The 14,399-nt window shown below is 56.5% G+C and carries 13 protein-coding genes; 5 read left to right on the top strand and 8 right to left on the bottom strand.

Features of this window, described 5'->3' with window-relative positions; all coding sequences use genetic code 11:
* Positions 1-211: 211 nt before the first annotated feature.
* A complete protein-coding gene (locus D5261_RS13420; RefSeq protein ID WP_119325093.1) occupies positions 212-2,587 on the bottom strand; it encodes a phosphoketolase family protein in 2,376 nt (791 codons plus the stop codon).
* A 201-nt stretch (positions 2,588-2,788) separates the two neighbouring features.
* Positions 2,789-3,649 (bottom strand): AraC family transcriptional regulator, encoded by an 861-nt coding sequence (locus D5261_RS13415; RefSeq protein ID WP_119325092.1) that lies wholly within the window; start codon positions 3,647-3,649, stop codon positions 2,789-2,791.
* Positions 3,650-3,743: 94 nt separating this feature from the next.
* On the opposite strand from D5261_RS13415, the gene D5261_RS13410 reads away from it, so the two are divergent.
* Positions 3,744-4,556: a phytanoyl-CoA dioxygenase family protein gene (locus D5261_RS13410; protein ID WP_119325091.1), complete on the top strand. Its 813-nt coding sequence runs from the start codon at positions 3,744-3,746 to the stop codon at positions 4,554-4,556.
* A gap of 4 nt (positions 4,557-4,560) precedes the next feature.
* Here D5261_RS13410 and D5261_RS13405 read toward each other — a convergent pair whose 3' ends face one another.
* On the bottom strand, positions 4,561-5,301 hold the full coding sequence (locus D5261_RS13405; RefSeq protein ID WP_119325090.1) for an NAD-dependent epimerase/dehydratase family protein: 741 nt from the start codon (positions 5,299-5,301) through the stop codon (positions 4,561-4,563).
* Between the two features lie 211 nt (positions 5,302-5,512).
* On the opposite strand from D5261_RS13405, the gene D5261_RS13400 reads away from it, so the two are divergent.
* Entirely contained in the window at positions 5,513-7,534 is a 2,022-nt protein-coding gene (locus D5261_RS13400) for a recombinase family protein (protein ID WP_119325089.1), read from the top strand.
* 37 nt (positions 7,535-7,571) lie between these two features.
* Here the strand turns inward: D5261_RS13400 and D5261_RS13395 are convergent, their stop codons facing one another.
* A complete protein-coding gene (locus D5261_RS13395; RefSeq protein WP_125206402.1) occupies positions 7,572-7,769 on the bottom strand; it encodes a hypothetical protein in 198 nt (65 codons plus the stop codon).
* A gap of 176 nt (positions 7,770-7,945) precedes the next feature.
* Here D5261_RS13395 and D5261_RS13390 point away from each other — a divergent pair, with 176 nt between their 5' ends.
* The 3 genes from D5261_RS13390 to D5261_RS13380 all read left to right on the top strand — a co-directional run bounded on the left by D5261_RS13390 (position 7,946) and on the right by D5261_RS13380 (position 11,183).
* The gene (locus D5261_RS13390; RefSeq protein ID WP_119325087.1) at positions 7,946-8,875 is read left to right on the top strand and encodes a site-specific integrase; all 930 of its coding nucleotides are present in this window, start codon (positions 7,946-7,948) and stop codon (positions 8,873-8,875) included.
* A 696-nt stretch (positions 8,876-9,571) separates the two neighbouring features.
* A complete protein-coding gene (locus tag D5261_RS13385) occupies positions 9,572-9,817 on the top strand; it encodes a hypothetical protein (RefSeq protein WP_119325086.1) in 246 nt (81 codons plus the stop codon).
* 352 nt (positions 9,818-10,169) lie between these two features.
* Entirely contained in the window at positions 10,170-11,183 is a 1,014-nt protein-coding gene (locus D5261_RS13380) for a hypothetical protein (protein ID WP_125206401.1), read from the top strand.
* Positions 11,184-11,190: 7 nt separating this feature from the next.
* On the opposite strand, the gene D5261_RS13375 is transcribed toward D5261_RS13380, so the two are convergent.
* The 4 genes from D5261_RS13375 to D5261_RS33435 all read right to left on the bottom strand — a co-directional run bounded on the left by D5261_RS13375 (position 11,191) and on the right by D5261_RS33435 (position 14,126).
* Entirely contained in the window at positions 11,191-11,430 is a 240-nt protein-coding gene (locus tag D5261_RS13375; protein WP_125206400.1) for a hypothetical protein, read from the bottom strand.
* A gap of 14 nt (positions 11,431-11,444) precedes the next feature.
* The gene (locus D5261_RS13370; protein ID WP_119325083.1) at positions 11,445-11,942 is read right to left on the bottom strand and encodes a hypothetical protein; all 498 of its coding nucleotides are present in this window, start codon (positions 11,940-11,942) and stop codon (positions 11,445-11,447) included.
* On the bottom strand, positions 11,929-12,426 hold the full coding sequence (locus tag D5261_RS13365; protein ID WP_119325082.1) for a hypothetical protein: 498 nt from the start codon (positions 12,424-12,426) through the stop codon (positions 11,929-11,931). Before D5261_RS13365 ends, D5261_RS13370 begins: the two co-directional genes overlap by 14 nt.
* Positions 12,427-13,973: 1,547 nt before the next feature.
* Complete coding sequence (locus tag D5261_RS33435) at positions 13,974-14,126, bottom strand: NUDIX domain-containing protein (RefSeq protein ID WP_435792414.1); 153 nt, start codon at positions 14,124-14,126, stop codon at positions 13,974-13,976.
* Between the last annotated feature and the right edge of the window lie 273 nt (positions 14,127-14,399).

Below are 14,399 nucleotides of genomic sequence, written 5' to 3'. Positions count from 1 at the left end.
ACGACCTCGATGGTTATGAATGTTACGCAAATGCGTGGCCGGCGGTTAAAACCGCGCCTAGAAGTGCACGATGTCCACTTCCGTGGACTCCAGATTAAGAGATCGCTAGCGTTTCCAATCTGGAGCGCCCGGAGGGTGGGCGCCCTCTGGGCATCGTGCTTTTCTAGGCGCGACTTCAGTCGCCAGCCATGCATGTGCGTAGCATCACTTATCAATGCGTCCAGGTCCAGTCTCGTATCTCGGGCATGTCCTCGCCGTATTCGCGGACATACGCCTTGTGCTCGAACAGCTTGTCGCGCAGTTGCTGCTTGAGATAGGCGGCCTTGCCGCCAAGCGAGGGAACGCGGTCGATGACGTCGCCCGCCAGATGGAAGCGATCGAGATCGTTCAAGACGACCATGTCGAAGGGCGTGGTCGTCGTTCCCTCTTCTTTGTATCCGCGCACGTGGAAGTTTCCGTGATTGGTCCGCCGGTAGCAGAGACGATGGATCAGCCAGGGATAGCCGTGATAGGCGAAGATCACGGGCTTGTCCTTCGTGAAGATCGTATCGAAATCGGCGTCGGTGAGACCGTGCGGGTGCTCGCTGTGTGGCTCCAGGGTCATCAAGTCGACGACATTGACCACGCGGATCTTCAGATCGGGCAGGCTGCGGCGCAGGAGATCCACGGCGGCCAGAGTCTCCAGCGTGGGGATGTCGCCCGCGCAGGCCATCACCACATCGGGATCGCCGCCCTGGTCATTGCTCGCCCACTCCCAGATCCCAATGCCCGCCGTGCAGTGTTTGACGGCGGCGTCCATGGTCAGATACTGGAGCGCCGGCTGCTTGCCGGCGACGATCACGTTCACGTATTGCCGGCTGCGCAGGCAGTGGTCGGCCACGGACAGCAGACAGTTGGCGTCGGGCGGCAGATAGACGCGCACGACATCGGCCTTCTTGTTGATCACATGGTCGATAAAGCCCGGGTCCTGATGAGAGAAGCCGTTGTTGTCCTGCCGCCAGACATGCGAGGTCAGCAGATAGTTCAGCGAGGCGATGGGCCGGCGCCACGGGATACGATTGGTGCTCTTGAGCCATTTGGCGTGCTGATTGAACATGGAGTCGACGATATGGATAAACGCCTCATAACACGAGAAGAACCCGTGCCGGCCCGTGAGCAGATAACCCTCCAGCCAGCCCTGGCAGGTATGCTCGCTCAGGATCTCCATCACGCGACCATCGGGGGCGAGCCGGTCATCCTCCGGCAGCATTTCAGCATCCCATGCACGGTTGGTCGCGCTGAGAATGGCGTCCAGCCGATTGGAGTTGTTCTCGTCGGGCGAGAAGACGCGGAAGTTCTGACGGTCGGCGTTTTGCGCCATCACATCGCGCAGAAATCCGCCCAGCACGCGAGTCGCCTCGCCGTATGTCACGCCAGGCCGATCGACGGTGAGGGCGTAATCGCGAAATGCGGGCAGGCGCAGGCCCTTGAGCAGAGCTGCGCCGTTCGCGTGCGGATTGGCGCCCATGCGCCGGTCGCCTGTTGGGGCCAGCGCCGCCAGCTCGGGGATCAACGCGCCGCGCTCGTCGAACAGCTCTTCGGGACGATAGCTCTTCATCCAGTTTTCGAGCACCGTCACATGTTCGGGTTTGTCCATCTCCGAGAACGGCACTTGATGCGAGCGCCAGTATCCCTCGGTTTTCAGGCCGTCGACATACTTTGGCCCCGTCCACCCTTTAGGCGTTCGCAGGATGATCATCGGCCAGAGAGGGCGCTTCAAATCGCCCTTCTCGCGCGCATTCGCCTGGATCGATTGGATCTCGGCGAGGACCGTGTCCAGAGTCGTCGCCATCGTTTGATGCATGATCTCAGGATCGTCGCCCTCAACAAAGTACGGCTTGTAGCCGTAGCCACGGAAGAGGTTTTCGAGCTCTTCATGGCTGATGCGCGCCAGCACGGTGGGGTTCGCGATCTTATAGCCGTTCAGGTGTAAAATCGGCAGCACCGCGCCGTCGCGCGCGGCGTCGAGAAACTTATTGCTGTGCCAGCTCGCCGCCATCGGCCCGGTCTCCGCCTCGCCGTCGCCCACAACGCAGCACGCGACGAGATCCGGATTGTCAAACACCGCGCCATAGGCGTGCGAAAGCGCATAGCCAAGCTCGCCGCCCTCGTGGATCGAGCCGGGCGTCTCGGGCGCCACATGGCTGGGGATACCGCCGGGAAACGAGAACTGCTTGAACAGGCGCTGCATCCCGAGCGTATCCTGGCTGATATCGGGATACACCTCGCTGTACACGCCTTCCAAATATGTATTGGCGACCAGTCCCGGCCCGCCATGTCCGGGGCCGGCGATGTAGATCGCGTTGAGATCGTTTTGCTTGATCAGCCGGTTGAAGTGGACGTAGATAAAGTTCAGGCCGGGCGTGGTGCCCCAGTGGCCCAAAAGGCGCGGCTTGATATGCTCGCGTTTCAGCGGCTCGGTCAGAAGCGGGTTGGCGAGAAGGTAGATTTGCCCGATGGAGAGATAGTTGGCGGCGCGCCAGTAGGCGTTCATCAAACGCAGTTCTTCGGCGCTGAGCGTTTCAAGCGTCGGCATGGTGAGCGTCATGATATCGATCCTTTGACTGACAATGTTGACGAGCGTGTTTTCGGTCGGCGTTCTTCCAGAGTATGGTGCATTACGCCTGGGCGCGCATCCGCGATATGGCGGATTGAGAGCGGGGCGTCACAGAACACGTGTCCATTCTACCCATGCGGAAGAAACGGAACGGGGGAGGGATGATGATATTTTGAAATTATGGAGTTTTTGTTATCCGTGCGGCTGCTTGCGCAAACGCCTTCGGTACTCCGCCGGGCCGCAGCCCATGTGTTCGGTGAAGACGCGGTGGAACTGTGGGTAGCTCCCAAAGCCGGCGTCCAGGGCCGCTTCGAGGATTGAGTGGCCGCCGCCTTTTCCGTAGATGCGCGCGAACCGCTCCAGCCGCTGCCGGTTGCGAAACTCAATCAGCGACAGGCCCGTCTGTTCCCTGAACAGGCGGCTCAGCCGGGACAAGCTCAGATGCGCTTCCCGCGCCAGATCCTCCAGGCTTTCCGGCGCTTCGTTCGATCGGATCAGCCGAACGGCTTTGTCCACCGAGGGGTGCAGCTCCGTATCCGGGGCGGTGTCCTCGGCCGCTCGATGCGCGGACCATGCGGACAGCAGGGCCCACCCGAGCCCGGTGTAGTAACGGTCCCGGTCGTCCGCCGCGCCGGCGACGCCCGCGAAGACACCCTCCAGCGACCGCGCCGCATCCTCGGCGAGCTGGCGGCAAAAATATCCCTCGGGATTTGCCTGCGTCAGCACCGCGCCCTCCGCGCTCCGGCACGCCTGTGCGATCAGCTCCGGCCGGAACAATCCAAGCCACATGGAGTAGTCGGCGGAGGCTTCGATCATCATATGGTCCTGCTCCGGAAAGAGCCAGACCAGCGAATTCCGGCGCAGCTCGTACCGCCGATCCCCCAGCAGATACACGGCGCGGCCGCTGAGAACCAGATTGATCTCCAGCTCCGGATGCAGATGTCCCGACGCCATGGGAGTCGACACCGCAATCCGATGGATGGATCCGCCCCGCCATTCGGGGATTCGCGTGTCGTAGCGATAACCAGCGAGAAATGAGAACTTTGCGCCCATTCTTGAGAAGACCTATTCTCCATACGCCATTAAAATGAGAACAGAGCCGAATACGAGATTCGGCGTCCAAAATCCTTCTCGGGAGACCAAGCCAATGACCGCGCCAAGCCAGGAACTTCAGGACTATCTTTTCGATCTTAACGGATACTTGATTCTCAAGGACGCCGTGGAGCCCGCGCTGCTCGCCAGTTTGAATGCGGCGTTCGACGAATTTCCGCCGCTGGAGCAGAGCGAGTGGTGGGGGAACGCGCAGCGCCGCGATTATACGGGCGATACGGGGTTTGAGCTTCACAACTGCGTGGAGGCGGGGAGCCCCTTCGAGCAGCTTATCGATCATCCTTCGTGGATCAACTTAGTCAAACGATACTGCGGCGAGTACGATTCCTATATCGAGGGACTGTTTATCGACGAAGCCATCGCGTCAATCCGCCGCTCGGGCGGGCACCATCCGGCGCACTCCGGCGGATACAAGGGCGCCCTGCGCGGCCGATATCAGTACGACCACGGCGTGTTTCGCTGCGGACAGTGCAACATCATCGTGGCGCTGACGGAGATCGGTCCCGGCGATGGGCCGACGATGGTGGTTCCGGGCAGCCACAAGTCCAACCTGCCCCACCCCGGCGCGGGCGACTATTCACGCGGGGACCGCATGGACGATCTCGCGGGCGCCGTCCCCGCCTATCTGAACAAAGGCGACGCTCTTCTGTTCGTAGACGGTTTGATGCACGGCGGCAGCAGCCGCGCCAGGACCGACGGCGAGCGGCGCGTCACCATCTACCGTTATGGCCCGGTGTGGAGCGCGCCCCGTTTCGGCTACGAGTACTCCCCGGCGCTTCTGGACCGTCTCACGCCCGAACGCCGGCGCATTCTCCAGCCCGTCGCGCCCACGCGTCCGCCGCAGGCGTAACCATTCACTGACCGCGTTTCTCTGGGAGCCGCTGGCGCGGCTCCCAGTCTAAAAGACGCTTCGCCTTCTCCTGATTCAGCACCCGCTGTTCGTAGTCGCCGCTAATGGTGAACGCCTGGAAACCATCCCGATACTCCAGCGCCGCCAGCATCGCGCGGGCGGTGTCCTCCGCCGTAGTCCAGGGCGTGAATTGGTTTTTCACTGCCTCTTCCCGCCACCGATCCTCCGGCACGGGCATGTACAAACGCAAGGCGTTGACGCTCATGCCGCGATGGCGGCTGACGGCTCGGCACACGTCCTCGCCCAGACGCTTGGTCAGCGCGTAGGGATGGTCGGCATCGGGCGGCGTGTCCTCGTCGGCGCCGGGCCGCCCCAGGCAGTTTCCCTTGTAGATGGACATGCTGCTCGTGTAGACGGCATGTTTGACGCCCGCTTGATACGCGGAGTACAGGGTGAGATAAAGCCCCTTGACGCTTACATCAAACGCGTCGGCATGCGACTCGATACGTCCCCAAAGATCGCCATCCAGCGGAACATTGCTGCCCATCGCCATGAACAGCACGGCGTCCATCCCGATCACGGCCTCCGCCAAAGCGTCGGTATTGGCGACGCTCCCCGGGATGTACTCCAGTGCGGGATTCGACGGCGGCCGCAGGTCCAGCACCCTCAGACGGTGGCGCTCGGAGAGAAACGGCAGGACGAGCTGGCCGAGGTATCCGGAACCGCCGATCACAAGAACGTTCAAAACGAGTTTCCCTTCGACGCAGAATATCATTCGCCGCGCCCGCAGCGGCGCTTCGCACCGCTCGATTGTACCTAAACATAACGCAAAACGGCGGCGCGGACCATTTGTCCGCGCCGCCGAGATGAGTGATGATTGCAAGGGATCGCACCTACCAGAAGGATTGAAACAGTTCGGTATTGCTTTCACGTACATACTTGTGATATAATTTCGCATGGCTCAACCCGATTACTACGTCCCTTCTATCGATGCTATCATTAAACAGGCTAAGGCTCTCAAGCTATCCTTAGCCACACAACTCATGAACGGAGGCTTCGAAGAACATTGTTCCCTGCCGATAGTGAAGTCTCTCAACGACGGTGGTCATGTCGTGGACTTAGAGCTTATTGACGGCAAGTATGCCGCCATCTACGTCCGAGTATCAACAGATAAACAACGTGAGGATGGTTGGTCCGTGGAAGATCAACTTCGGCGAAACATTGCCCACTGCATCAGAAAGCAGTGGGCATTCAAGATTTATAGCGACCAGACCTTGAGTGGTTCTTACGCATGGCTCGATTCAGAACTTCAGAAGAAAATGGCTAAGGATCGTGCTCTGAGGTACAAACAAACTTTCACGAAAATATTCCTTGATGACGCTTCGCCGATGAAAATCACGTCTTCCCAACGCCGCCAAATGGAGGAGTTCCTCGACAAAAAAATTGTGGACCTTGAGGAAGCAACCGTTGACTTCTCAGACGAAAACGAAACAGGAGCCACAGAGTATGACGATGATAAACCTGACTATACAGGTGGGCGGCACCGAAAGCTGAAGGTTCGCCCAGGGTTGACCTTGCTCTTATCGAATGATCAACGTATACATACAGTAGTAGTCACTGATCTGTCGCGCTTGTGCCGCTCTACAACACTTTTCGGGGAGCTTGGGCGCATTCTTGCCGATGCCGACATCTCCGTCGAAGGCACAATAGAACGTTTGGACTACATTAAAAGGGACGCGGATATGGCTCACGGACTTCAGGGGGCCGTGTTTTCCTGGTTTGCGGCGATCAAGCTCCAGGAAGTTGTGGCAAACGCCATCCGTGGCATATCTCAAATGCTTATGAATGGGCGCCCCCACGGTCAAGTGACGTTTTGGATGGAAAGAAACGACGATGGATTTGCACACCTCATCGAAGAGCGTGTGCGCGCGGTGCGGCGGGTAATCGAACTCGCCTGGTCACCTGAAAATCTTGGTTATCGAGAGATAGCCTACAGAATGAATAAAGAAGGATGGCAACCCCCACGTGGCTCCAGATGGAACGGCGTCGCCATCCGTACTATCCTACGACGGAAGAATCTGATGGGCGCGCAGACAATTTTTGGACTCGACTGGCCTGTATTGCCCGCTATCATCGACGCCTACGATTACGACAGGCTCCAACAGCACCTTGCCACCAAGTCCGAAGAGCCTATAAAGAAATCTGCATACTCCACAGGATATTTGCTGACGGGGATACTAAGATGTAGTGCCTGCAACACAACAGTAAGATTTACTACAAACAGCGGCGTCGAAATTTATCTTTGCCAGTGTGAGAAGTCTGTCCGTGAGGAGACGCGCGACAAGCGGCATTTTAGGCTCCTCAGACAGGATGCTGACAGATTCTTCAACGATCTGATGCGTTCGTACGGTAGAAATATGGTCAAGCGCATTCAGGAAGATCCGCTACGTCAACGTCTCTTGGATGAGATCGGAGAACTCAACGAACAAGTCAAAGGGCAACAATCTTTGCGCCAAGAGCGGATTTCGGCAGCCACCAGTCAAGCTCAATCAACGCTAGCCAACATTGCGATCAACCCTGAAAATCCTCAATTTGAGATAATGCTGCAGCAGATTACAACTACCCTCCTTAACGGCATGTGCCAGACACAACACGCCTTGGAGCAACGCCTGCGCATGAAACGTGCTGATCTTGACAGGCTTGATCAAACCGAGCGACCTTTGACAACTGGTGATCGTATTGCCCAGTGGGATCAGATGGATGATCGCGCCAAGAACAGAATCATGAGGCAACTAATCAGCCAAGTAACACTACTTGAGATTGGAGCCAACGAAGTCCTGGAAATACGCCTGAACCTCACCGATGACAACGTTATGCCACATGTGCCTGTTAATAGAGAGTATCGTGGGCGGCAGGTGCGTCGTCGCCTTCCGAGCGTTGCGGAGTATATTGCTCATGCATATGCACTCACGACATAAATACAGTTCTCTGTCAGTCCACCGCCCCATTGCGTCTTTACACGTAGATGAAGAGGCGCAGGCCGTTAATGGCACGCACATGCTCAACGTTCTGTGGCTCAGCAGCCATACGGCGTATGCTCGCGGCAATGGCTATACGGGCGGCGTAAAAATCGGCGTGACAGTCATCGGGATTCAGGTTTTCAATGCGGTTTGCCCAGTTCACAAAGTCGTTTGCTATATATCGGTCTTCCATGTGTCGGTCCATTCGGACACCCCAGAGGGGTGTGGTAATGGTCCGTTTTCGTGCCTCAAATTTAGATTGGCACAAGTCCGCGTGCTAAATTCACGAAAAATCCTGACCCGCGATAATTAAAGGTTATCGCGGGCAAGAGCGGGACTTGCATTTACAGCAATAAATCCAAAAAGACCATGAACGAGATCACGAATTTATCTGCTCAAGCTCGCGCATACATCCAGAACTCCAAATCTGCAAACACCATTAGGGCCTACAAGTCGGATTGGCGGCAATTTGAAAACTGGTGTCGAAATCACGAACGCGAATCGCTTCCTGCTTCGCCAGAAACCACAGCGCTGTACGCTACAGCCATGGCCGCAGGCAGCGCAATGAGCACGATTACTCGTCGGCTCGCTTCGATTACGCAGGCACACATAACGGCGGGGCATGAGCCACCAACTCGATCTGCTATTGTCCGCAGCGTGATGCAAGGCATTCGAAGGGAAAAAGGGATTGCTGTACGCCAGAAAGCTCCTGTATTTACCACGGAAATCCGAGCAATGATCGGTGCCATGAATCCTGCAAAGCTCGGCAGTATCCGAACACGCTCCCTGCTCCTCGTGGGTTTCGCAGGCGCGCTACGACGCTCGGAACTGGTCGCACTCAACGTCAACGACTTGGAGTTCGCTACGGATGGCCTTATAGTCACCATACGACGCAGCAAGGGAGATCAAGATGGCGCAGGAGTTCGTGTAGGCATTCCATATGGATCTGATCCATTAACGTGTCCTGTCAGAACAACACGTTCGTGGCTTGACGCCTCTGGTATCTCGTCTGGCCCCGTGTTTCGAGCAGTCAACCGTCACGGCAAAGTCTCGGAGAAACGCCTTAGCGACAAAACAGTGGCAGAGATTGTAAAATGCGCGGCGGAACTGATCGGCAAAGATCCCGCCAATTATTCTGGTCACTCCCTGCGCGCAGGTCTAGCCACGGCTGCAGCCGAAGCTGGAGTGGACGAACGGGCGATCATGTCTCAAGGACGATGGCGGAGCTTGGTCGTGCGGCGGTACATACGGCATGGGTCGCTGTTTACGGACAACGCTGCGGCTCGTGTGGGGCTATGATGTGTACATGGGCGGTAGCGGAGAGGGAAATATTTCTGGCGAAAATTTTCTCATATATTTTTTTGAAATAGTCCCTGCCTCATTTTGGGAAATTCATTTTTTCGACCACCCCACCCCTTCATGCGTAAAAATCAAGCGCCTGCCTCTGTGTCAACGTCCCTAAGGCATCCATGACGGCGGGCACGCAACACTCTTCCTTCTCGGTACCTTTTGGAAGATCCCCCCACCTCATCTCTGGGAAAATAAAGCTCGCCAATAGTTCATAATGGGCGAGCGTGCTGAGCATGGCCGCGCCGCACGGCGAAGGTGACTCTGGAATATTCCAGAGTTTGACAACCGATAAAGAAGTGCAGTTCCACAACGGATGTCCAGCGGCCCGACCATTTTTCTCAAAAATTTACCCGTGTTTCACGACTTCACTCGATTTACTTCATGCGCTTTACCACCTTCGCCCAGCGTCACCGATGTATAGTGGCAACATACCAGCCAAGCATCAACATATAGTCCTGCGCCGTTAATACCCCCACGGTTTCATGTCAGAGCATCCTGGCTCCACACCAGCCCCCAACCACCTTGGTCACGACATCTTCATGCCTTGCTCTCGACTTCGGCTCCACAGCCCCCTTCACCACCGCCTAGGTCGTCGCGCCCTGCTCCTTGAAGGCCTCCTCATACCACCCGATCAAGGAGACCACCATGAACGACCACAACACCGACCGCCTCGCCGATCTCACCACTGCCGAGCAAATCGCCAAACGCCACTACGATAACGCCCTGGAACTACTGGCGTGTTGCCACCGCGAGAGAGCAGCAGATCCGTGTCAGGGTACGCTCGACATGTTGATTCAAGCCCGCAAGCGCGTAGATCGTGCGCACGCGGCCTGGGAACAAGCACAGGAGGATTTTGCAGCGGCATGGGAGGAGGAGTATGGCTGGCCGTGAGAGGATGAGTGGGGTGCAGCAGGTACAAGAGCGTAGGGCAGAGACGAGCCTCGGCCATGGTATAATTTAACCGTCTGGTGAGAGAGTCAGCTCAAACCTGATACTGCTATATGGCACCTCCAACGGGCCAGCGTGATCGTAGTCCTCAAGCCGTCAAGCCAACAGGGGATTGCGTGAGCGCTGGCCTGGGTCGTTTTTCGCTGTATCTCCGCACTGTGATCGTCGCGTCGCCCCACGATCACAGAAAGTACCGCTTGGTATCTTTCGCGACAATTCCACAATATGAAGCGCGCAACTTTTTTCCGTTTCTTGGGTCAAAGTAATCGAGATGGCTGTCGCAAAGGAGAATTGAGTGCCAAAGAGAATTTCCTTGATCGGAAACGATTCTTCGTTCAATAGGTTTGTAGCAACCATTTGCCGTCCTCAAAATATTACGTTCCCGATATACGATGACCTCGCGCAGGACTTTGATCTCTGCGCCAACGACGACAGCCAATTAGTTCTGTATGATGCGACCACTGTAAATCCGTTCGCGCCAGACGTGGCGTTATCGGCTCAAATTAGCTGGCCGCGTACCCGCGCGGTATATGAGGAATTGATTTATGACTTAGCTTCTTTGAAAGAGAAGGTGTGCGTCCTTTGTGAGGTTGATCAGTTCGAAATAAAGCAGCTTTTCCCACTTGTGCATGTTATCGTCGTACCTTTTCCAGCGGACCGTGATACGAAGGCTGTCATGGTAGCTACTTGGCTGGTAAGGCATTTTGCGAATCAGGATGCTGACAATGGTAGCGTAGACTTTGCATTCAGCTTTCCGAGCGAAGTTGCTGCCGTTGCCGAGCAGTACCTCATTTACTTCGGCAGGTTCTTATCCGACCTAGGACTCTCGGCAACGACCAGTATCAACCACACGCAATCTGGAAATGTGCAGGTTTCGGTTACGCCTACAGATGTGCTGTTCTCTTCGCCTCCTGGGGACTACGATGAGGCCATCGAGAAGATCCGCGAGGCTTTGGCAATTTACCTGTGCCTCCCCGCCGTCACTCCAAACCATGATTTCTCTCCTGGCCAAGAGATCGCAATCCAGCAAATGCAGGCCAATATCGACCATCTCCGCAGTCAACTCAGGCTGGCGGCGGCAACGATGCAACAGCAGCAGATCAGCATCAATCTTCTTTCACAGCAAGGGCCGTCGCAGATCCTGCTGGCATCCGAAGTGACGCCTCCCGACGTGAAGAAGTCCGAAAAGGTGGAGTTGCTTGGCGGCGCGATCAAGCTGGGCGATTTGGATCTTACCAAAGGTGGCGTGGTGATCGGCCTTGGGGACATTTACCGAATAATGCGGGAGAAGTTTGGGAAGAAGTCGTGAGCGCAGCTCATTGTTGTCCCGCAGTGTCGCCCGATTCAACGCTGCGTTGTTCCAGCAAATACTCATCGATCTCAGCTTTCGTAGCAGGCGTCCTCGGCCAGCGCACCGCTTCATACGCTTCGACCTCACGCGCTTGCGCATCAAGTCTTGCCAGATCCTCAGGGCTTGTTGACGTCATGAGTTCCGATATGCGATCCATTGCCCGCTTGTGATCGTCGTCATTCTCGATTGTGATGATTGTTTCCATGTCCATTACCCTGCCTATGTCAGTTCCCTGCCGCTCACGACGCTTTTGGGCGACCACCTGAAGCTGATCGAGCCATTGATGCTCTCGCCGTTGTCCGCCACGTCGAGAACCGCCCCCTCGATGAGATGATTGCGGGTGGAGCGGCTCGGATACCGATCTGCCACTGAGATCAACATCAGGCGGGTAAGACTGCCATCCCACGCCTTGACCTGATCCCGATCCAGAGACACTTCAAGTTCGTTCGCCAGCTCTACAAGGGAGACATTGGCGTCGATCTCCATGTACTCCCTGCGCTCGTCCAGGATTGTCAGTCTGTAAAGCGCACCGAGGAGATCACGGTCTTGTTCAGTAGGCGCATCTCGCCCCGCGCTGTAAGTTCGCTCAACACCAACTATGCTGCCATCGGGCTGCGCCTGGTCGATGTGGCAAATGCACTTGCCGCCGCCATGCTGCAATACCTCAAGGTGCTTTAGCAGTTCCACCAGATCACTATTGGTGTTATCTTGCGTCATGATTATTATCGCTATTTCCTGTCCCATACCATTCGTCAAGTAGCATGTCGCCGAGCACCGCTTCGAGCCTGGGCAACATCAACGCCGCCATGGTGTTCTGGATGTCGGTCATGGTCGCCAGCACACCTGAAATGCCCTCGCCTGTGTGGGCGGCGATCAAAGGGTTAGTCGTGAGGATCTTGCGCTCGGTGGGCAAGACCAAACAATTTACGCGCAGTAGTGGATTGTCGTCAACGACTTGGCCGCACGCCACTATATGCTTCAGGAATGCATCGAGCAAGTCGGGCGTGATCACCTGCGGCCCCAGTTGTTGTCGCGTCTGTAGGTCTGGCAACGCCCGATCTGCCGCAAGTTCCACCTGCTCCGCTCGGGCGCGCTCCCAGGATGTGAGATCCAAGGTCATCCATGAGGCGGGCACCTGGCGGATGGCAAGGCCGTTCTGGTATGCAATGGCAACGACAATTTGTTGATCAGGTAAAGGCATATTTGCAGTGGCGAAACACCCACTGTTCCTTGCTTGCACTACGGAACAACGTTGCCATTCGCATCATATTGGTACGGCGACGGCGCGCTTTCCATTCGCCTCGCATTGTCCCAGTCCGTGTGATCCGCTGAACTATCCATCGGGGGCGCACTAGGTATTGTCGTAATCGGCGGCACTGGCGGCGCCATCGTCACTGGAAGTATCGCCTGGACATGGCCGTGGGGCGTGTCCACGTTCACGCCGACAGTCGAAATTTTGTAGTTATGCGGATCGTATCGGTACCCTGAGACAGAGGTAAGGTCTGTGACCACCACTCCCCCATCACCATGTGCTCGCACAGTGCCTATGTTAGAGGAAAACGGATTCGGCCCAGGGTTCGCTGTTACAATGACATTCTGCCAATCCTCATCAGAATTGTTCACAATCGCTAGGTTAATGTCATTTCCCATCTGCGCTGCAGAGCGCCATATGTACCATCCGCCATTAAGTCCCGCCTGCGATGCCACCGCTGGAACAGCCCGTGCTGGCATTATGCCCCGTGCTGGCGGTGCGCTCGGCTGTGAAACTATTGGCACGACCACAGGCGTTGTTGGTTGCGAAACCACGGGCACAGCGGCAGGCGGCACTGGCGCGGAACGATGTGGGACAGTCGCGACCGCCTTCGGGGGCGCCCACTTCGAGTGCTCATTAAGCGCGCTGCTTGCCCCCTTGATTATGCCGCCTACTACCACGATCACCATGATCAAACCATACCCAGCCGCGATCCAACCAACGGTCCGTGCGACTTTTTTACCGTTGCTCACGGGCACGTGGCCGAACTGCAAGCCGCATCGTGGGCATTTTTTCGATTGCGAAGAGATCGTGAGACCGCAACGATGGCAATTGACGAGCGACATGTGACCTCCGCACACAGAGTGACTTGATAATGGAATGAAATAGCACCCACTCCATTGTACCAGCGAGAGAGGTCAGACTTGAAGTTTTTATGAAGAAAAAATATTTGAAGAGGACGTACGCCAAATTTTGGTCAACGGGTATGAGCGTTTATGCCGTTCGGGTTGTGAACGAAATCGTCGGTACCCTGCGGAAACAGCGCTTCCACAGTAGCACTAAGCGCTGAGGCTAATGTTGTGGCTCGCTTGGGCTGCGGCTTTGAATAACCGTTCTCCAAGTCGCTCAGCGCTGTGATACTCAAACTCACATACCTACCAGGATCGTCTTTGGCCAGGCCCTCACACTGCTTAACGAGCAGTTCTTGAGTTAAGCGAGCGGCTTTACGGGTTGCTCTCAATCGATTCGGATATTGAGCCTTGACCCGCAGCCTTTGCGCGGGCACGAGCAGAAGTTCACCGCGGCGTGGGCGGATTCCTTATAATGAGCTCTGCCCCTTGCGGCGTGAGGAGGCCATACCAAATGTGTAAGGCTCCTGCTGGCACGCGGCGCGAGCATATTTGCCCGTCCGCTTGTTGGACTCCTTCGCAGTTCACGGAGTTCGCTCGATATCCATCTGCAGAACTCTACGACCTATTGGCCGACGCGAGCACAGTCTACCGCTCGACCAGAAAACAGTATTCTGGACTTGTCCTTTCGACATCGCCATACACGCCTTCCCACAAATGGCGAACAACTCTTACATCCAGCCCTATCTCTTCCCAGACTTCACGCACAGCGGCCTCGGCAGGCGTTTCTCCCGATTCAATGCCGCCAAGTAAGGTTCAGTACGAGCGTGACGAGTGGACATGACGCACCGTCAGGATCGCATGTTCTGGATCAAAGCGCCACAAGTGCGGGATCGCTTCATACCTGCTTCTCCCGCCGATAAACAACCACCAACCCATTCACGCCCTTAGCGTCGTTGAGCGTGCTAATCTGCCACAACTCCCACCCGCCATTCGAGACGCCGCATCCTCGCCGTTGAGCAATCTTTGGAGCCGATCTCCGATACCTTCATGATTGTCGAAGGAGGAGCCGCC

It is taken from the genome of Capsulimonas corticalis (assembly GCF_003574315.2).
Classification (GTDB): Bacteria; Armatimonadota; Armatimonadia; order Armatimonadales; family Capsulimonadaceae; genus Capsulimonas; species Capsulimonas corticalis.
This window is presented reverse-complemented; position numbering and strand designations above follow the sequence as displayed.